The sequence below is a fragment of the Nonomuraea sp. NPDC050783 genome, from assembly GCF_040802095.1.
Classification (GTDB): domain Bacteria; phylum Actinomycetota; class Actinomycetes; order Streptosporangiales; family Streptosporangiaceae; genus Nonomuraea.
In genome coordinates this window covers 394,064-413,312 of sequence record NZ_JBFAHK010000004.1, presented here as the reverse complement: position 1 = coordinate 413,312, position 19,249 = coordinate 394,064, and the positions used below count along the sequence as shown (strand labels likewise).

At 75.6% G+C, this 19,249-nt stretch carries 15 protein-coding genes; 4 read left to right on the top strand and 11 right to left on the bottom strand.

Going from position 1 to position 19,249, the window contains the following annotated elements:
* Positions 1-29: 29 nt before the first annotated feature.
* Together AB0H75_RS13290 and AB0H75_RS13285 are read right to left on the bottom strand one after the other, a co-directional pair.
* A complete protein-coding gene (locus AB0H75_RS13290; protein WP_367795302.1) occupies positions 30-1,646 on the bottom strand; it encodes a glycerol-3-phosphate dehydrogenase/oxidase in 1,617 nt (538 codons plus the stop codon).
* Complete coding sequence (locus tag AB0H75_RS13285) at positions 1,639-2,148, bottom strand: TetR/AcrR family transcriptional regulator (protein ID WP_367795299.1); 510 nt, start codon at positions 2,146-2,148, stop codon at positions 1,639-1,641. Before AB0H75_RS13285 ends, AB0H75_RS13290 begins: the two co-directional genes overlap by 8 nt.
* Before the next feature lie 31 nt (positions 2,149-2,179).
* Between AB0H75_RS13285 and AB0H75_RS13280 the strand changes: the two genes are divergently transcribed.
* Complete coding sequence (locus AB0H75_RS13280; RefSeq protein ID WP_367795994.1) at positions 2,180-3,742, top strand: FAD-binding oxidoreductase; 1,563 nt, start codon at positions 2,180-2,182, stop codon at positions 3,740-3,742.
* Positions 3,743-3,770: 28 nt separating this feature from the next.
* On the opposite strand, the gene AB0H75_RS13275 is transcribed toward AB0H75_RS13280, so the two are convergent.
* Positions 3,771-4,187 carry a hypothetical protein gene (locus AB0H75_RS13275; RefSeq protein ID WP_367795296.1) on the bottom strand — a complete coding sequence of 139 codons (417 nt, stop codon included), beginning with the start codon at positions 4,185-4,187 and terminating at the stop codon, positions 3,771-3,773.
* 162 nt (positions 4,188-4,349) lie between these two features.
* Here AB0H75_RS13275 and AB0H75_RS13270 point away from each other — a divergent pair, with 162 nt between their 5' ends.
* Positions 4,350-5,852, top strand: a complete 1,503-nt coding sequence (locus AB0H75_RS13270; protein WP_367795293.1) for a metallophosphoesterase — start codon at positions 4,350-4,352, stop codon at positions 5,850-5,852.
* Between the two features lie 21 nt (positions 5,853-5,873).
* Complete coding sequence (locus AB0H75_RS13265) at positions 5,874-7,442, top strand: bifunctional 3'-5' exonuclease/DNA polymerase (protein WP_367795290.1); 1,569 nt, start codon at positions 5,874-5,876, stop codon at positions 7,440-7,442.
* Positions 7,443-7,463: 21 nt separating this feature from the next.
* On the opposite strand, the gene AB0H75_RS13260 is transcribed toward AB0H75_RS13265, so the two are convergent.
* The 8 genes from AB0H75_RS13260 to AB0H75_RS13225 form a co-directional block, all read right to left on the bottom strand.
* Positions 7,464-8,726 (bottom strand): MFS transporter, encoded by a 1,263-nt coding sequence (locus tag AB0H75_RS13260; protein ID WP_367795287.1) that lies wholly within the window; start codon positions 8,724-8,726, stop codon positions 7,464-7,466.
* A gap of 86 nt (positions 8,727-8,812) precedes the next feature.
* A complete protein-coding gene (locus AB0H75_RS13255) occupies positions 8,813-9,628 on the bottom strand; it encodes an MOSC domain-containing protein (protein ID WP_367795284.1) in 816 nt (271 codons plus the stop codon).
* Positions 9,625-10,851 carry a Cmx/CmrA family chloramphenicol efflux MFS transporter gene (locus AB0H75_RS13250; protein WP_367795281.1) on the bottom strand — a complete coding sequence of 409 codons (1,227 nt, stop codon included), beginning with the start codon at positions 10,849-10,851 and terminating at the stop codon, positions 9,625-9,627. Before AB0H75_RS13250 ends, AB0H75_RS13255 begins: the two co-directional genes overlap by 4 nt.
* Before the next feature lie 56 nt (positions 10,852-10,907).
* A complete protein-coding gene (locus tag AB0H75_RS13245) occupies positions 10,908-11,480 on the bottom strand; it encodes a TetR/AcrR family transcriptional regulator (protein ID WP_367795278.1) in 573 nt (190 codons plus the stop codon).
* A gap of 48 nt (positions 11,481-11,528) precedes the next feature.
* Positions 11,529-13,571 carry a protein kinase gene (locus AB0H75_RS13240; protein ID WP_367795275.1) on the bottom strand — a complete coding sequence of 681 codons (2,043 nt, stop codon included), beginning with the start codon at positions 13,569-13,571 and terminating at the stop codon, positions 11,529-11,531.
* Positions 13,572-13,681: 110 nt separating this feature from the next.
* Entirely contained in the window at positions 13,682-15,172 is a 1,491-nt protein-coding gene (locus AB0H75_RS13235; protein ID WP_367795272.1) for a DUF1116 domain-containing protein, read from the bottom strand.
* A complete protein-coding gene (locus AB0H75_RS13230; protein WP_367795269.1) occupies positions 15,169-16,605 on the bottom strand; it encodes an FdrA family protein in 1,437 nt (478 codons plus the stop codon). The genes AB0H75_RS13235 and AB0H75_RS13230 overlap by 4 nt, the downstream gene beginning before the upstream one ends.
* Positions 16,602-17,477, bottom strand: coding sequence for a DUF2877 domain-containing protein (locus AB0H75_RS13225; protein ID WP_367795266.1), 876 nt, complete (start codon positions 17,475-17,477; stop codon positions 16,602-16,604). The genes AB0H75_RS13230 and AB0H75_RS13225 overlap by 4 nt, the downstream gene beginning before the upstream one ends.
* A 130-nt stretch (positions 17,478-17,607) precedes the next feature.
* On the opposite strand from AB0H75_RS13225, the gene AB0H75_RS13220 reads away from it, so the two are divergent.
* Positions 17,608-19,245 carry a PucR family transcriptional regulator gene (locus tag AB0H75_RS13220; RefSeq protein WP_367795263.1) on the top strand — a complete coding sequence of 546 codons (1,638 nt, stop codon included), beginning with the start codon at positions 17,608-17,610 and terminating at the stop codon, positions 19,243-19,245.
* The last annotated feature ends 4 nt before the right edge of the window (positions 19,246-19,249 follow it).

Sequence of the window (19,249 nt, the reverse complement as noted above, 5' to 3'; positions counted from 1 at the left end):
GGTAAGACTAACCTAACGGATAGGCGGGTTCAGGGGCGGGGGAACCGCGCGAGTGCCTCGCGGGCCGCGGGCAACGCGCGCTCCCTGTCCGACTCGACCAGGCCGATCCTGGTCCGCCTGTCCAGCAGGTCGCCTTCGTCGAGCGCACCCTCGTGCCGGACCGACCAGAGCAGCTCGCCCTCGGTGACGCCGAGGCCGACCTCCTCCGGATGGGCCCGCACGAGCTCGTGCACGGCGGCGGCCTCGCTGCCGTAGCGCTCCGTCAGGCGAGCCGGCACGCCGGACGGCGCTCCGGCCGGTCGGGGCGCCGCGCCCACGAGCGGGATGCGCCGGGTGAGGCATCGTCCTGCCCGGAGGTCTCCGGACGAAACCGCACAATCCACCGCATCTTCGGCCATACGGCGATATGTCGTGAGTTTTCCGCCGACCACCGTGACGACGCCGTCCCCGGCCGACACCGCGTGCCGCCGGGACAGGTCGGCCGTCCGCCCCCCGGCTCCTTCGCCGGCCCGACCCCCGGCCCGCGCGCCGGCCCGACCCCCGGCCCGCCCGTCGTCCGCCAGGAGGGGCCTGAGGCCCGCGTACGCGCCCGCGACCGCCTCTCTGGTCACCCGAGTCCCGAGAGCCCCGTTCAGCACCTCCAGGAGCGCTCTGACGTCCTCCTCGGGTGCCTCGGGCACGTCGGGCACCGGCCCCTCCACCGGCTCGTCGGTCAGCCCGACGTACACGCGGCCGTCGGGCTGCGGAAGAACCAGGGCGAACCGGTTGGTCTCGCCCGGCAGCGGCAGGTGCAGGCCGGCGATCAGACCCGGCAGCGTCCCGGGCGGCAGCACGAGGTGCGTCCCCCGGGACGGGCGCAGCCGCACCCGCGGGTCCAGGGTGCCCGCCCACACGCCGGTGGCGTTGACCACCGTCCGCGCGCGGATCTCGAACTCCTCGCCGGTCAGCTCGTCGCGCACGGCGGCCCGCACTCCGCCACCACCGGGGCCGCCACCGGGGCCGCCACCGGGGCCGCCGGCGGGATCGAGGCGCAGCGCGCGGCAGCGGGTCAGGACGCGGGCGCCGTGCGCGGCGGCGGTCCTGGCGATCGCCACCACCAGGCGGGCGTCGTCGAGCAGCCGGCCGTCCCAGGACAGCAGGGCGCCGCGCAGGTCCTCTGCGCGGGCCACCGGGACGAGCGTGTGCGCCCGCGCCGCGTCCAGCCGGGACGGGCCGGGCAGCAGGCGGCGCGGGGTGCGGACGGCGGCGCGCAGGGCGTCGCCCAGGCGGTAGCCGGCCATCACCAGCTCCGCCTGCCGCCGGGAGACGGCGGGGGTCAGCGGCAGCACGTACGGATGCGCCTTGACCAGGTGCGGGGCGGTCCTGCGCAGCAGGATCCCGCGCTCGGCGGCGCTCTCGTAGGCCACGCCGACCTGCCCCCTGGCCAGGTAGCGCAACCCGCCGTGAATGAGCTTGGAGCTCCACCGCGAGGTGCCGAACGCCAGGTCGTGCGCGTCGATCGCGGCCACGCTCAGCCCGCGCGCGGCGGCGTCGAGCGCGGCCCCGGCGCCGGTCGCGCCCAGCCCGACCACCAGCACGTCGAGCCGTTCCTCGGGGACCCGGCGCAACTCCCTGGCGCGGCGGGCGGCGTTGAGCGAGCTATCCAAGGTAGGCCTCCAGGAGGGCGGCGAGCTCGGCGTCGAGCTCGTCCAGCGTGACGGGGTCGAGCATGGTGGGCGCCGACAGCAGGAAGGACTGCGCCACCAGCAGCACCGCCCTGGCCCTGCGCGGGCCGCCGACGGCGGGCTCCAGCAGCGCCAGCACGGCCTCGTGGGTGGCGCCGCGCCGGTCGAGCAGGTAGGGCAGGAGCAGCTCGGGATCGGCCTCGACGATCTTGCGCCAGAGCGGGTGGGCGCGCAGCTCGCGGATGCCCGCGACGACCGCCCGCACCGGGTCGGAGGTGTCCAGCCCGGCCAGCACGCGCACCCACTCCCGGGTCATCAGGTCGGCGACCAGGGTGCGCACGTCGGGCCAGCGGCGGTAGAGCGTCATCCGGGACACGCCCGCGCGGCGGGCCACGTCCGTGAGCGTCGTCCTGCGCACGCCGTAGGCCAGCACGCAGTCGCGGGCGGCGTCCAGAACGCCGTCATTGTGACGAATAGACGTCATGTGTCACAGTGTAAGCATGACGCGCGAACCGATGTCGTGGTGCGGCTGGGGCGACCCCGCCAAGGCCCGCGAGCTGCCCGAGCAGGTGCGCGGGCTGCTGCGCGACCTGCTGGGCGTGCGGGCCCCGCACGCGCCCGCCGCCACGCTGGAGTCGGTACGGCTGCCGCCGGTCGCCCTCACCCCGGCGCACCTGGCCGCGCTGGCCGGCGTCGTCGGCGCGGAGCACGTACGCACCGGGCACGAGGAGCGCGTGCGGCACACGCGCGGCAAGTCCACCCCCGACCTGCTGCGCCTGCGGGCCGGCGACGGCTCGGACGCGCCCGACGCGGTGGTGCTGCCCGGCTCGCACGAGGAGGTCGCCGAGCTGCTGGCGCTGTGCTCGCGCGAGCGCGTCGCGGTCGTGCCCTTCGGCGGCGGCACCTCGGTGGTGGGCGGGCTGGCCGCCGCCCGGGCAGGCTTCGCCGGGGTGGTCGCGCTCGACCTGGCCCGGCTCGACCGGCTGCGCTCGGTGGACGCCGAGTCGATGACGGCCGGGTTCGAGCCGGGCGTGCGCGCCCCCGACGCCGAGCGGCTGCTCGCCGCGCACGGGCTGACCCTCGGGCACTTCCCCCAGTCCTTCGAGTACGCCACGCTCGGCGGCTTCGCCGCGGCCCGCTCCAGCGGCCAGGCCTCCGCCGGGTACGGCCGCTTCGACGACATGGTCGTCGGCCTCACCCTCGCCACCCCCTCCGGCACCCTCGACCTCGGCCGCGCCCCCAAGTCGGCGGCCGGGCCCGACCTGCGCCAGCTCGTCCTCGGCTCGGAGGGCGCCTTCGGCGTCATCACCGCGCTGCGGCTGCGCGTGCGCAGGGCCCCCGCCGAGCGCGCCTACGAGGGGTGGCGCTTCCCGTCGTGGCGGGCCGGCTCGGCGGCCGTGCGGGCGCTCGCCCAGGAGGGGCCGGTCCCCACCGTGCTGCGCCTGTCGGACGAGACCGAGACGATGATCGGGCTGGCCGAGCCGGACGCCATCGGCGCGGGCGGCTCGGGATGCCTGCTGGTCGCGGGCCACGAGGGGGCGTCGGTCGCCGCGCGGCGGGCAGCCGCGGGGGCGGTGCTGGCGCGGCTGGGCGGCGAACCCCTCGGCGAGGGGCCGGGGCGGGCGTGGGAGCACGGGCGCTTCTCCGCGCCGTACCTGCGCGACGCGCTGCTCGCCGCCGGGGCCACCGTCGAGACGCTGGAGACCGCCGGGTTCTGGGCGAACCTGCCCCGCCTGTACGACGCCGTCCGGCTCGCCCTGCTCGGCGCGCTCGGCTCGCCGCTGGTGATGTGCCACATCTCCCACGTGTACGAGACCGGCGCCTCCCTCTACTTCACCGTCGTGACCCCGCAGAACGAGGACCCGGTGGCGCAGTGGGAGCGGGCCAAGGCCGAGGTGAACGCCGCCGTCGTCGCGGCCGGCGGCACCATCTCCCACCACCACGGGGTGGGCCGCGACCACCGCGCGGCCTACGCCGCCGAGATCGGCCCGCTGGGGGCCGGCGTCCTGCGGGCGGTCAAGGCGCGCCTCGACCCCGCCGGGATCCTCAACCCCGGCGTGCTCGTCCCGGAGGACTAGGGGCCCGGCGTCCCGGGAGGTCAGGGGCTCAGTCCGGCGGCCGGGCGAGCGTCTCGGCCTCGGCCTCGGTCACGGCGGCCTCGCTGAACCGGTTGAGCGCCCCCAGGGCGGCCGCCAGGCACCGCAGCGCCCTCATCAGCGGGACCCCGCCGGCCGCCCGGGCGAGCGCCACCGCCTCCTGGGCCAGGGTGAGCGCCTCCACCGCCCGGCGCCGGTCGAGCAGCATCGTCGCGGTGTCGCGCAGGCAGCGGGCCAGCAGGGCGTCGTACTCGCCGGGAGAGGTGCGGGCCAGGACCCTGCACTTGGCGATCGCCTCGCTCATGACCTCCAGCGCCGCCCCGCCCCTCTGGGGGCGGGTGGTGGCGGCGAGGGCGAGCAGGCCCTCGATCTCGGCCGCCTCCTCGGTCCCCTTCCGGGTCGCGTCATCGGGGCCGTTACGCGACATGGGAGCCTCCCCTCGGCGGTCCCAACCGCTTGCTTGGGGGGTGAGGGTACACCATGGCGCACCTTCTGTGTTCTTCACGGTACGGAGCGTCCCAAAGGCCGTCCAGAAGGCAGCCGAGAGGTACGGGCGCGCGCCGGGCCCGGAAGCGGTAGAGATGGGGGCATGGATGGGGTCAGGACGGGAGCGGCGGCCGGGCGCGCGAGAGGGCGCTCCTCGCGGGAGTCGGAGGCGGGGGCCGGGTGGGCCTGCGCCCAGATCGGCGAGTTCGCCGGGCTCAGGCCGGACGACCAGGGCTTCAGCTGGCTCGACGCCGGCACGCTGTGGCGCTCGCGCAACGAGATCCTGGCGGGGATGCTCGGCGACCCCTCGGGCGAGGTGCGGGCGCGGTGGGTGGAGGCCCAGCGGGCGCGGGGGGTCGATCCGGAATTCCGGATCCGGCCGCCCGTAGGGGACACCTTCGACTTCCTGCTGCTCGGTGACACCGGCGAGGGCGACGCCTCCCAGTACGCCGTCGTCCCGCCGATGCTGAAAGTGGGCGCCGGCACCGCCTTCGCCGTCATCGCCAGCGACGTGATCTATCCCACCGGCTCCGGCAACGAGTACGGGGCGAAGTTCTTCCGCCCCTACCAGGACTACGACGCCCCCATCTACGCCATCCCCGGCAACCACGACTGGTACGACGGCCTCGGCGGCTTCATGCGGGTCTTCTGCGACGCGCCGCCGCTCAAGCCGAAGCCGGACCGGGGGCTGCTGCGCCGGCTGCTGTGGCGCAAGCCGGAGACCATCGACGAGGCCCGGCTGGCCGAGGCCCGCGCGTTACGCGGCAGGCCGTCCCAGCAGGCCGTCCAGCCGGGTCCCTACTGGGCGATCGAGACCGCCGCCCTGCTCGTCGTGGGCGTGGACACCGGCATCAAGAACGTCATCGACAAGGGCCAGACCGCCTGGCTGCGCGGCGTCTCCCGCGACCCCCGCCCCAAGATCCTGGTGACCGGCAAGCCCATCTACGTCGACAACGCCTACAAGCCGTCCGAGCTGGAGGAGGGCGGCACGATCGACGACATCGTGCGCGACCCGGCACACCGGTACGTCGCGGCCATCGGCGGCGACGTGCACAACTACCAGCGCTACCCGGTCAAGGTGGGCGACCGGGTCATCCAGTACGTCGTCTCCGGCGGCGGCGGCGCGTTCATGCACGCCACGCACACCATCGACCGGGTGGACGTGGCCGGGGTGCACGAGGACGACTTCCGGTGCTACCCGCTGCGCGGCGACTCGCTGTCGTTCTACAGCCAGCTCTACGCCCAGAGGCTCCGCATGCGATGGCTCTGCCTGCAGCCGGACGAGGCGGCGTGCATCACGGCGCGGCAGGTCGGCAACGAGCCGGTCCGCACGCCCGAGGGCCCGGTCGAGATCACCGCCAGGATGCGGTGGGCCGCGCGGCTGCTCGGCACCTGGCCGTGGCCGCTGCGGCTGCCCGTGGGCAAGGCCAACCACCGCTTCCTGTCGGAGCTGTCCGACTGGGACCGCCCGCCGTTCTTCAAGAGCTTCCTGCACGCCTCGGTCACGCCCCGGGAGCTGACGCTGCGCTGCCACGCCGCGACCGGCTGCCTCGCGCAGGAGTTGCAGCCGCCGGTGGAGGACGAGGTGCGCATCAGTCTGTCGTAGCCGTTTGGCACCCTTGACCGCGTGTACGTCGTGGTCGCGGGGGAGACGCTGCTGCCGGTCGGAGGCGCCGCGCGCCGGCCCGCCGACCTGGCCGCCGCCGTGCGGGAGATCGAGGCGGCCGAGCGGCCGCGCTGGGTGTGGGCCGACACGCGCGAGACCTACCCCGCGCTGCTGGCGGCCGGGGTCCGGGTCGGGCGCTGCCACGACCTCGCGCTCACCGAGGGCCTGCTGCTGGCCTGCGAGGGCCGCTCCGGCGAGAGCCGCTCGGCCAGGGCCGCCCACGCCCGGCTGTACGGGCTGCCCGTCCCCGAGGAGCCGCCGAGCGCGCCGGGCACGCTGTTCGCGCCCGAGCCGGTGCCGGCCGAGGTGGTGGCCGAGGTGCTGGCCGGCCAGCTCCGGCGGATCGCGGCGCTGCCGGAGCCTGCCCGGCTCCGGCTGCTGGTCGCGGCCGAGTCGGCGGGCGCGCTGGTCGCCGCCGAGATGACCCACGCGGGCATGCCGTGGCGGCGCGACGTGCACGACGCGCTGCTCACCGAGCTGCTCGGGCCGCGGCCCGTGCACGGCATGCGGCCGGCCCGGCTCCAGGCGCTGGCCGACGAGGTGGCCGCCGCGTTCGGCCATCCGGTCAACCCCGACTCGGTGCAGCAGCTCGTCAAGGCGTTCAAGGGCGCGGGGGTGGCGCTCAAGAGCACCCGGTCGTGGGAGCTCAAGCGGGTCGAGCACCCCGCGGTGGCGCCGCTGCTGGCCTACAAGGAGCTGGCCCGGCTCTTCAGCGCGCACGGCTGGGCGTGGGCCGACCAGTGGGTGCGCGACGGGCGCTTCCGGCCCGAGTACGTCGTGGGCGGCGTGGTGTCCGGGCGGTGGGCCACCAGCGGGGGAGGGGCGCTGCAGATCCCCAAGGTGATGCGCCGCGTGGTGCTGGCCGACGAGGGGTGGACCCTCGTCGTGGCCGACGCCGCCCAGTTGGAGCCGCGGGTGCTGGCCGCGATGTCCGGCGACGGCGGGCTGGCCAGGGCCGCGGGCCAGATCGACCTGTACTCGGCGCTGGCCAGGTCCTTCGGCGGGCAGCGCGACAACGCCAAGATCGCCATGCTGTCCGCCATGTACGGCGGCACCAGCGGCGACGCCTCCAAGCTGCTGGCCGTGCTGCGCCGGCGCTTCCCCAGGGCCTACCAGTTCGTGGAGGACGCCGCCAAGGCGGGGGAGGAGGGGCGGCTCGTGCGCTCCTGGCTGGGCCGCACCAGCCCGCCGCCGTCGGCGCGCTGGCGGGAGCTGGTGTCCGGGCCCGAGGGCGGGCGCGCGGCCCGCGACCGGGGGCGCTTCACCCGCAACTTCGTGGTGCAGGCGACGGCCGCCGAGTGGGCGCTGGCGCTGCTGGCGGTGTTGCGGGGGCTGCTGCCCGAGCCGGCGCGGCTGGTGTTCTTCCAGCACGACGAGGTGATGGTGCACTGCCCCCAGGAGCAGGCCGGCGAGGTGGTCGAGGCGGTCGCGGCGGCCGCCGCCGAGGCCACCCGGCTGCTGTTCGGGCAGACCCAGGTCCGCTTCCCGATGGAGGCGGTCGCCGTCAGGTGCTACGCCGACGCCAAGTGAGCCGCCGCCTCGCGGGCCCGTTCAGCCCCGGGTGCGGGTGGCGAGGAGCCAGAGCGCGGCGAGGGCGACCATGACGCCGACCACCAGGCCCAGGAAGCCGTAGGACAGGACGCCGACGATCGCGCCGGCCACGATCGTGCCGGTCGCGCCGCAGACGTTCATGATCAGGTCGGACAGCCCCTGGACGGCGGGGCGGCGCTCGATCGGCACCGACTCCGTGACCAGCGCCGAGCCGGCCACCAGCCCGCAGGACCAGCCCAGCCCGAGCAGGAACAACGCCGCCGTCACCTGCCCCACCCGGTGGCCGGCCGTGCCGGCGAGAGTGGCCGCGAGCAGCAGCAGCCCCATGCCGAGCACCAGCACGGGCACCTTGCCCGCCCTGTCCGCCAGCCAGCCCACCAGCGGCGACATCATGTACATGCCGGCGATGTGCAGGCTGATGACCAGCCCGATGACGTCCAGGGCCGAGCCGTCGTGGTGCAGCTTGACCGGGGTCATCGACATGACCGACACCATCGCGGTGTGGCTCACCGCGATCATGACCAGCGCGCGGCGGGCCGCCGGGGTGGTGCGCAGGGTGTGCCAGGCGGTGCTGACCGTGCGGTTGCCGGCCGGGCCGGCCTCCGCGGCACCGTCGAGGCGGCGGGCCAGCCGCAGCGGGTCGGGACGCAGCAGGGCGAGGACGATGACCATCGCCAGGGCGAAGGCCAGCGCCGCGAACGCGAACGGCCCGGCCTTGTCCACCAGCCCCAGCCGGATGCCGATCCGGTCGGCGGGCTCGGCCAGGTTGGGACCGGCGACGGAGCCGATGGTCGAGGCCCACACGACCAGCGACAGGTGCCGGGCCGAGCGCCCCTTCGGTGCCAGGTCGGTCGCCGAGTAACGCGCGGCCAGGCCGCCCGCGCTGCCGCCGCCGACCAGCACCAGCCCGGCCAGGAGCAGCGGCCAGGTACGCAGGCTGATGGCGGTCACCGAGATCGCGCAGCCGGTGAGCGCGGCCACGTAGGCCAGGGTCAGCCCCGCGCGGCGCCCGCCCCGGCCCGAGGCCTTGGCCGTGGGCAGGGCCAGCAGCGCCGCGCCGAGCGTGGTCGCCGTTCCGGCGAAGCCGCTGATGACCGTGGACCCCGACAGCTCGTCCACCACGACCGAGCTGAGCGCGAGCCCCACCGCGACTCCCACGCCGCCCATGATCTGGGCGGCGGACAGCACGCCCAGGGTCCGGCGCTGAATGCTCTGGATGCGGTCAGGGGGAAAGACGGCGGGCTTGGTGGGGGTGCTGGTCACCTGTGAAGTCTCGCATATGCCCCAACATCGCCCCAAAGATGGACAGCAACCCTTTTCTGTCTGGGAAGGGGTTTTTCTGCAATATTTCAGAGAATGGTGATCGAATCTCCCACGGAGATCCGGCCCGGCGCGTCCGGGATCAGGTTGACGCCGAACCACACCTTGCCGTCCCGTTTGCGGTGCCTGGACAGCGTGCGGATCGGCTCCTTGCCCTTCGTCAGCGTCTCCGGGTCGATCGTGGTGAGCACGCACCGGTCGCAGCCCTTGACGGCGCGGAAGTCCACCTCGCCGATGCGCAGCCGCTTCCAGCCGTCCTCGGCGAAGGCCGCCGCGGCCCCGTCCACGACCACGCTCGGGCGGAAGCGGCGCATGGACAGCGGCGCGGGCGGCTCCTCGCCGCGCTCCAGCGCGCCCTCCGCGATCCAGTCGTTCAGCCGGGCGAGCGAGGCCGTGGAGGTGAGCAGCAGCGGGTAGCCGTCGGCCAGGTTGACGCGGTCCTCGGGGCGCCCGTACTCCGGGTCGACCCGGCGGCGGGTCGGGTCGTCGAGCCACCTGAGCCGGACCGGCCGCCCGGTCAGCTCCGACAGCCAGCGCGCCGCGTCCTCGCCGCAGTCGGTCAGCTCCACCCGCGTGCCCGCCATCTCCACCACGGCCCGCCCGCCGCCCGGGGTCACCGGCAGCGGGGCGGCGTGCGGGCCGGTCAGCGTCAGCCGGTCGCCGTCGAGCTCGGCCCGGCAGGCCAGCAGCCGGGGCTCCTCGCGGGCGGTGAGGATGGCGCCGCGGGCGTCCGTGACCAGGTAGCGGCGGTCGCCGGCCAGCCCCCAGGGCTGCACCTCGGCGGTGGCGGCGTCGTGCCCGGCTGTCGACTTGATGGGATAAAAGTGGATGCTCGCCAGCTTCATACGGCCGACCGTACCTCACCGGTTCCGGCCGGTTCCGGGCCGGCGACGCCCGCTTCCGTACGGTGCAGGCGGGCCGCCAGCGCCACCGCGCCGAGGGCCGCGACGCCGATCGCCGCGCCGAGCCACGAGACCGACGGGTAGCCGAGGCCCGCGTCGATGGCCAGGCCGCCCAGCCAGGGGCCGGCGGTGATACCGACGTTGAAGGCGGCCACGTTGCCCGCGGCGGCCAGCGTCGGGGCGTCGGGCGCCACGGCGAAGACGCGGGTGTTGAGCGCGGGGTTGGTGGCGAAGCCGAACCCGCCCAGCAGCAGGATCAGCACGACGGCCAGGACCGGGACCGAGGCGGACAGGGCCAGCGCCACCGACGTGGCCACCAGGCCCGTGACGCCGGCGAACAGGGTCGGGAACGGGCGGGCGTCGGCGGTCCTGCCGCCGATCGTGATGCCGGTCAGCGCGCCGAGGCCGTAGAGGGCGAGCACGGCGGGCACCCAGGCGGGGGCCAGGCCGGTGGTGGTGACGAGCATCGGGCTCAGGTAGCTGAAGGAGGCCAGCAGGGCGCCCGTGGTGAGCGCGGTGGTGGCGTAGGCGAGCCAGAGCCGGGGGCGGGCCATCGCGCGCAGCTCGGCGCCCAGCCGCGCCCCGCCGCTCCCGGCCTCGCCCCCGCCCGCCGCGCGCGGGCCGGCGCCCGGGATGGTGGCGAGGACGCCCGCACCCGCCAGGAGGGTCATGGCGGTCACCGCCCAGAAGGCCGCCCGCCAGCCGAGGTGCTGCCCGATGACCGTGCCGAGGGACAGCCCGAGGACGGTGGCGAGGGTCAGGCCGCCGGCCAGCACGCTCATCGCCCGCCCCCGGGACCCGGCGGGCACCAGGCCGACGACGCTGCCCGCCGCCACGGCCCAGAACCCGGCGTACACGAACGCCCCGGCGACCCGGGTGGCGAAGAGCGTCGCGTAGTCCGTGGTCAGGGCGCCCACCACGTGCGACAGCGCGAAGACCGCGAGGAACGTCAGCAGCGCCGTGCGCCGCGGCCACCGCAGCGTGACCACGGCCAGCACCGGCGCGCCCACCAGCATGCCCATCGCGAACGCCGAGATCAGCAGCCCCGCCCGCGGCACGGACACCCCCAGGTCGGCGGCCATCTCCGGCAGCAGCCCGGCCAGCATCAGCTCGGAGGTGCCCTGCGCGAAGATCGAAAGTCCCAGTACGTACACCGCCAGTGGCACGGCGGTCTCCTTCCCCAGTTTTAGATTGATCAGTCCAAAATTCGGGCACAAAAAACTCAGAAGGTGTCCAGCGCGGTGCCCGCCACGGACTCCAGGGTGGCCCGGTCGGCCCCGCCGCGCGCCAGCACGCGCAGCCCGCTGACCGTGGCGGTGACGAACCGGGCCAGCGCCAGCGGGTCCTGGCCCGGCCCCAGCTCGCCGCGTGCCCGCGCCGCCTCGAACGCCGTGCGCATGATCCGCACCCGCAGCTCGTGGCTGCGCCGCAACATCCCGGCCACCTCCTCGTCGTGCGGCCCCAGCTCGATCATCGAGTTGACCACCAGGCAGCCGGCCGGGTCGTCGGGGCCGGGCTCGACCGCCCACCCCAGCACGGTCCGCACCTTCTCCTTGACCGGCAGGTCGCCGTCCATCAGCTCGGCGAGGGCGGTGTCACGCTCGTCCATGTAGTGGCGCAGCGCCCTGCGGAACAGGTCGTGCTTGCCGGCGAAGGTGTTGTAGATGCTGCTGCGCCCCAGCCCGGTGGCCGCGCACAGGTCCTGCGTCGAGGTGGCCTCGTAGCCCGTCCGCCAGAACGCGCGCATGGCCGCCTCGACCGCGCGCTCCTCGTCGAACTTCCTCGGTCGGGCCATGGCACGACGATAACATGTTTTGGAACGATCAGTGCAATACGGTCGGGGTCACGTCGTCTTCCTGAACGTCTTCAGGAAGACCTCCCGCATGTCGGCCTGCTCGTCCCACGTGAGCTCCGGCCCGTCGAAGGTGATCTTGAACGCGGTGGTGTCGTCGATCGTGACGTACCGGGTCAGCGCGTGCATGGGGACGCCGCTCGCGGTCGTGTAGGTGTACTCCCAGTCGGCCGCCTTCCAGCCGCGGTAGGCCACGCCCTGGAGCTGCACCTGGATGTAGCTCTCCAGGCCGCCGTCGGCCTCCTGCCTGCTCAGCTCCGACAGGCCGCCGTCGGCCTGCGGCGAGACCTCCTCCACCAGCGTGCGCAGGCCGGAGTCCTTCGGCCCGGTGAACGTGGCCACGCCGCCCGCCGCGGACAACTTCCAGCTCGCGGGCACCGCGACGCTGAACCCGGCCGGGGTCTGCTCCTTGTAGCCGTCGGGCACGGCCGCCGCCTCGGCCCGCAGCGTGCCCGCACTGGCCGCGACCGCGGGCGGGTCCGCGACCGGCGCGGGGGAGCCGCCGCTCGACAGGGCGAGGATCGCCGCGACGATGGCGCCGCCCATCACCACCAGCGACCCGGCGATCGCCAGCGGCGTGGGCCGCCCGCCGCGCACCCACAGGCCGCCGTCCTCCTCGGCCCTGCGCCGGTTCCTGCCCGCGCGCGGCGCGGCGGCGGGCAGCCGGGTCAGCCGGCCGCCGCCGAGCTGGCCCGACAGGCCGCGCGACTGCTCGCGCAGGTCGTCGTCGGAGGCCAGCGGCCACGGGGTGTCGGCGGGGCCGGCGGAGCGGCTGTCCGTGGTCAGCGGCAGGATCGGCCGCGGATGGGGGCCGGAGGGGCTGTCCAGGTCGTCGTCGAGGTCGCGCGCCGGGATCCGCGGCCCGCTGGCGCCCGCGAACGGCGGCGCGCCGGGGTCCGGGCCGCCGAAGCCGGGCGGGCGCGGGATCTGGTCGGTACGGTGGCTGCCTGACGGGGTGGACAACCCGTCGTACGGCATCGAGTGCCCGCCCGACGGGCTGGTCAGCGGGTCGTACGGCACCCGCACCGGCCCCGACGGCGTCTCCACGATGCGCGAGGGCATCGGCCCCGACGGCGTGTCCAGCGGCGGCAGCAGCCCGACCGGCGTCGGGTCCACCGGGCTCGGCAGCGGCTCGGGCGCCCGCGGCCGGACCGAGCCGTGCACCCGCAGCACCGCCTCCAGCATCTCGATCACCTGCGGGGCGGTCAGCCGCTCGGCGGGGTTCTTGCGCAGCAGGCCCTCGATCACCGGCATGAGCGAGCCGGCGCGCTGCGGCGGGATCGGGTCCTGGGTGAGCACCTGGCCGAGCACGGCGACCGGGTCCGGCCCCTCGTAGGGCGGCCGCCCCTCGACGGCGGCGTACAGCGTGGCGCCGAACGACCACAGGTCGGCCGCCTGGGTGATCGCCTGCGCCGACAGCCGCTCCGGCGGGATGTACGCCGGCGACCCCATGAGCAGCCCGGTCTGGGTGATCGTCACGTCGCCCTCGATGGCCGCGATGCCGAAGTCGGTCAGCACCACCCGGTCCGAGGTCAGCAGCACGTTGCCGGGCTTGATGTCGCGGTGCAGGACGCCGGCCGCGTGCGCGTGCATGAGCGCGTCCAGCACCCGGATGCCGATCTCGGCGGCCTGGATCACCGGCAGCGGCCCGCTCTGGCGGACCGCCTGCTCCAGCGACCACGCCCGGACCAGCTCCATCACGATCCAGGGCCGCCCGTCCTCCTCGACGACGTCGTGGACGGTCACGATGCCGGGGTGCTGCAGCCGGGCGGCCGAGCGGGCCTCGCGGAGCATGCGCCGGTGCGCCATCTGCTTGCCCGCGTGGTCGAGCCCGTAGGGCAGGATCAGCTCCTTGACCGCCACGTCCCGGGCGAGCAGGACGTCGTGGGCGTGCCACACCATGCCCATGCCGCCCCTGCCGACCGGGGACATGAGCCGGTAACGCCGTCCGATGAGGCGGCCCTGGCTCTGCGCGGCGTCGCTCGCCGCGTCGCCCTCCCGGCCGGGCCCGCTGAGCAAGCGGTCGGCTGCCATGATCCCGCCCCCATCTCCCTCATCCGTCACGTGCGTTCTTCACGCTACTTGCAGATTATGAGGTTCGTTACGATATCGGCGGGGAATGCGCGAGGGAAGGTGATGCCCCTTTACTGGGGCTCTGACGTGCTGATATGTCCCCTTTCAAATGGATCACTTACTTCGTTGGCCAATGCCAGCAATGCGGAGATGAAAGCCTCTGCAGGTGGTTTGACCAGCCCCGCTCCGACCTGTCCCGTTCCTGGTACGCGGCCCGCGATGCCGGTGTTGACCACCGGCAGCAGGCCCGTCCGGGCGACCAGCGCGACGTCGATGCCGGTCGGCGTGCCGCGGAAGCCGAGCCCCGGGATCTGGTACGCCGGATGCTCGGCCAGCGTGATCTCGTACATGGAGCGGGTGGCCCGCACCGCGTCGGCCACCTCGCCGCCCACGAACCGCACGATCGCCGGCGAGGCCGCCATCGCGAAGCCGCCGAGGCCCGAGGTCTCGGTGATCGTGGAGTCGCCGATGTCGGGGTTGGCGTCCTGGGGGCCGTACGAGCCGAGGTAGAGGCCGTCGGGCACCCCCGCGGGGCCGGTGAACCAGCGCCCGCCGAGCCCCGACACCTGCACGCCGAAGTCGGTGCCGTTGCGCGCCATGGCGACCACCATCGACGAGCCGGGGACGTCGCGGGCGGCGTCCGTGGCGGCCTTGGCCGCGGCCATGCCCACGTTGAGGAAGAAGTGGTCGTTGCCGTGGATGAAGCGCAGCACCCGCGCGGCCTGGCCGGGGGCGGCCTCGACCACGGCCGGGGCCAGCTCGCGCAACAGCAGCGAGGTGGCGGCGCGGTTGCGGTTGTGCAGCTCGTCGCCCATCTGGAGCGCCTGCGCGACCAGCGCGCCCAGGTCGACCGGCCCGGTGGCGGCCAGCGCCGCGGCCAGGACCGGGCCGAGCACCTCGTCCATCCAGCGCAGCCGCTCCAGCACCTCGGGGCCGTAGGCGCCGTACCGCAGGACCTTGCCCAGGCCCTCGTTGAGCGAGCAGTACGCGGTGCCGCCGTGCTCCTCGTCGCGCACCTCGAACAACCACATCGACGGGCTCACCACGCCCGCCATCGGACCGACCGCGCCGTGCTCGTGGCAGGGCCGCAGCGCCACCCGGCCGGCCGCCAGCGCGCGCCCGGCGTCGTGCTCGTCGCGCGCCCGGCCCTCCAGCAGCATCGCGCCGATCAGCGCGCCGCGCAGCGGGCCGGACGCCCGCTCCCAGGTGATCGGCGGCCCGGCGTGCAGGAACGCCCCCTCGCCCAGCACCTCCGCCAGCGCCTCCGAGGCGCGCCGGACGGCCACCAGCCGCGGCCGGGCGGTGGTCAGGCGGCGCGCGGCCAGCTCGTTGGCGGCCCGCCTGCGCGGATCGGACAGCACCTTGACCAGGGCCTCGGCGGTTCCCGGCAGCGGCGGGCGCCAGTCCACCGGCGTCGTGGGCACGGCCTGCGCGGCCAGGGACTCGTCGAGCAGGCCCGCGCCCACGGTGACGACGCGGGAGGGAGCGGACAGCGGGGTCACAGGCGGCGGGGTCACGGGCGGCGGGGTCACGGGCGGCGGGGTCACGGGCGGCGGGGTCACAGGAGGCTCCTGGCGTGCCGGGCGGCCTGGGCGTTGGACAGGAACACGGCCGCTCCCGCCCGGTGCAGGGCGGTGGCCTGGCGGTGGGGGTCCTGCGGGTCGGAGCGGGTGCCGACCAGCGCCACGACCACGGTGGCGGGCGAGGCGGCGACGGCGGGGGCGAGCGTCGCGGCGGGATCGGGGTCGGCCGCGTGGCCCAGGACGACGTCCATGAGGACGACGTCCGTCTCCGCCGCCCCGGCCAGCGCCGCCACGCGCAGCGTCGGATCGATCATCGGGTGCGCCCGGCCCCTGGTGTAGGCGTCGTCGCCGTAGTCCACGAAGTCGCCCCGCCCAGCCATCGGACCGGCCACCAGCGCGGCCTCCGCGCTCAGCGTCCCGCCGGAGTAGAGGCCCTTGAGCGCCTTCTTCGCGCCCCGGGACGGCCGCCCCGGCCAGGACGGCCACACCGGCACCGCCCGGCCGAGCGCCCGCAGCGCCGACTCGGCGGCGGCGGTGAGGTCGGGGGCGCCCGGCCCCAGCAGGGCCCGGACCACCGGCTTGCGCAGCCCGGCGGCGGCCGCCTCGACCGCCCGCGCCACCCGCGGGGCCGGCGGCTTGGAGAGCAGCACGATCAGCTCGGTGGCCGGGTCCGCCTCCAGCAGGCGCAGCGCCCGCAGCGTGGACAGGCCGCCGACCTCGTCCGACAGGTCCCGCCCGCCCACGCCCAGGATGTGGCTGACCCCCACGCCCGCCCAGTCCAGCAGCGAGGCGACCTGCTGCGCGCCGGTGCCGGAGGCCGCGACCACGCCGACGGGGCCGGGCGCGAGGACGTTGGCGAAGCCGAGCCCTACGCCGCCGATCGAGGCGGTGCCGCAGTCGGGACCCATCACCAGGACGTCCCGCTCCTCGGCCAGCTCCTTCAGCCGCCGCTCCAGCGCGACCGGCACCCCGTCACTGAAGATCATGACGGGCAGCCCGGCCAGCACGGCGTCGTGCGCCTCGCAGAAGGCGTGCTCGCCCGGCACCGAGACCAGCACCAGCCCGGCGTCCCCCCGGCGGATCGCCGAGCCGGCGGTGCGCGGCGGCTGCCCCGCTGTGCCGCCCGCTGTGCCGCCCGCTGTGCCGCCCGCCGGGTCCCCCGGCCGGTCCAGCGCGCCGAGCAGCCGGTCGGCCTCCGCCACGGCCGCGCCGGGGTCGGCGGCCCGCACGGCGACCAGCAGGTCGCCCGGCCCGGCCGCCGGCACGGTGAAACCGAGGTCCCTGAGCACCGCGACGTTGAGCTCGGTCCCCATCGCGACCATGGCCGCCTCGACGCCCGGCACGGCCGCCAGCGCCCGGCTGACCCGCATGAGCCGCACCGAGTCGTGATAGGCGCCCTCGCGGACCAGCACGATCTCGCCGCTCGCCGTCCCCTCGCCCATCGTCCCCTCGCTCGCCGTCCCCTCGCTCACCGGCGCCCGCCCAGGGCCAGCACCGCGTCCACGCCGATGGCCACGCCCTGCGCCAGGTCCGCCCCCGAGGTGTGGCCGAGGTGGCGCAGCCGGCGCAGCGCCGGTTCGAGCGCCTGGTGGCCGGCGACGCCGCGCAGCACCGCCAGCACCTCCGGGCTCGCCTCGCCCCGCGCCGCGCAGTGCAGGAGCGTGGCCGACAGCGGAGTGGTACGGGTCCGCGCGTCGAACGTCACGGTCGCCGCCAGCCAGCCGGCCAGCCACACCGCCCGCCCGGTCCCCGTCGCCGCCCCCAGGTGCCGGAGCGTCACCAGCAGCCCCGCCAGCACGTCGTCGCCGCTCGGCGTCAGCCCCGGCCCGAGCCCGACGAGCTGCTCGGCCGCCGTCGCCATGCCCAGCAGCCAGCCCCGCCCGCAGGCCGCCGCGAGCGCCGCGATCACCCCGTTGCCCGGCAGTCCGGGCGCGGGCTCCGCCGGCCGGGCGAGGACCGCGGCGGCCTCCTCCAGGCCCGCCCGGTCCACCGGCCCCAGCGGCGGCGCGGGATCCCACCAGCGCCGCACCCGCAGGCTGAGCGCCCCGAGCTCCACGCCCCGCTCGCCCGCCCACGCCTCCTCGCCGACCTCGACCCGGGGCAGCGGCCCGGCCAGCAGCACCGAGTTGGGCAGCCGGACGGCCTCGCCGGTGATGACCGCGATCACCTTGGGCTCCAGCTCCGTCCTGACCTCCAGGTACACCCCGGCCGGGAACGCGGCGAGCACCCGGGCGGGCCGCCGCGGCGCCTCCAGGACCGGACGCACCGCGGTGCTGGCCGCCCCCGTGACGTGGACGCGGCCCCGCCGCGCGGACGACGTGCTGACATGGACACCGACGGGCACCAGACCTCCCTGACCGACCCTGGACCTGACCGTAGAACGGGCCGGGAACCCTCCGTACGGAGAAATTTGCCAACAGTCAGCGCGATGGTTGGCTCTTCCTGACAGACCGCTTCGGAGTCACAATTCCCTCATGGAGCCCCCTGTCCGTCTCGCCAGCACCGGCACCATCCTTCACGGCGTCTCCGTCGGGGAGGTGCTGGGCGTGTCCACCCTCGCCCAGGCCAGGCTGATCGCCGGGGAGAGCGGGCTCGGCCGCATCGTCCAGCGGCTCAACGTCATGGAGGTCCCCGACATCCTGGCCTGGGTCAAGCCGCACGAGCTGCTGCTCACCACCGGCTACCCGCTGCGCAACACCCCGCAGTCGCTCGGCCGGCTGGTCGCCGACCTCGACGAGCGCGGCCTCGCCGCCCTGGCGATCAAGCTCGGCCGGTACGTGGACGAGCTGCCCGGCGAGATGGTCGAGCAGGCCGACCGGCTGGGCTTCCCGCTCATCCTGCTGCCCAACGACGTCGGCTTCGACGACATCCTCAACCAGGTGCTCACCGACATCCTCAACCGCCAGGCCGCCGTGCTGGCCCGCGCCGAGGAGGCGCACCGCGCGCTGGTGCAGGTCGTGCTGGCGGGCGGCGGGCTGGACGAGGTGGCCGCCGAGGTGGCGCAGCTCCTCGACGTGTCGGTGGCGGTCGTGGACGGCGCCGGCGCCGTGCTGGCCACCGCCGGGCCCGCCGGGCACGTGGCCGTGCTGCGCGAGTCGATCTCCCGCGAGGGCCCGCCCACCTCCGCCCGGGTGCCGGCGGCCCGGCAGCCGGGAGGGGCGCGCGGCGCCGGGCGGGGCCGGGAGTTCGCCTCGGTGCCGGTGCTGGCCGGCGGGCACCACCACGGCAGGATCGTCGCCTACAGCGCGGCGAGGGCGATCAGGGACAGCGACGTCGGCATCCTGGAGCGGGCCGCCACCGTGGCCGCGCTCGTCGTCACCCGGCAGGAGGCGGTCAACGCCGTCGAGAGCAAGTACCGGGCCGACTTCCTGCGCGACGTGCTCACCGGCCGGGCCGGCGCGGCCGAGCGGGTCACCGCCCGCGCCCGCGCGTTCGGCTGGGACCTGTCGCGGCCGGTGACCGTGCTGGTGTCCGAGCTCGACCCGGACGGCGACGAGCGCAGCGCCCAGGACCGGCTGGTGTCCTGCTGGACGGCGGCGATCAGGCGGCACGACCCGCGCGGCGCGGTGGCCGGGTTCTCGCACGAGGTGGTGGCGGTGATCGACGCCGCGCTCGACGCCGCGCGGGTGGCCAGGGACGCCGCCGCGGCCTTCGCCGACGTGCCGCCCGCCACGTTCTCCACCGGCACCTCCCGGCCGAGCCCGGGCGCGGACGCGCTGCCGGAGGCGTACGCGCAGGCGCTCAAGGCCGCCCGGGTGGGCCGCCAGCTCCACGGGCCCGGCGCGGTCGCCCACTTCGACCAGCTCGGCGTCTACCGGCTGCTGTCGCTGGTCAACGACACCGGGGAGCTGCACGCGTTCGTCCGCGAGACGCTCGGCCCGCTGGCCGCCGAGGACGACGCCGAGAACGCCGACCTGCGCCGCACCCTGCAGGTCCTGCTGGAGACCAACCTCAACGTGGCCGAGACCGCCCGGCGGCTGCACTTCCACTACAACACGCTGCGCTACCGCATCGGCAAGCTGGAGCGCCTGCTCGGCAACTTCACCGACGACCCGCACCTGCGGCTCAACCTCACCCTCGCCCTGCACGTGCTGCGGATGAGGGGCATTTAAGCTG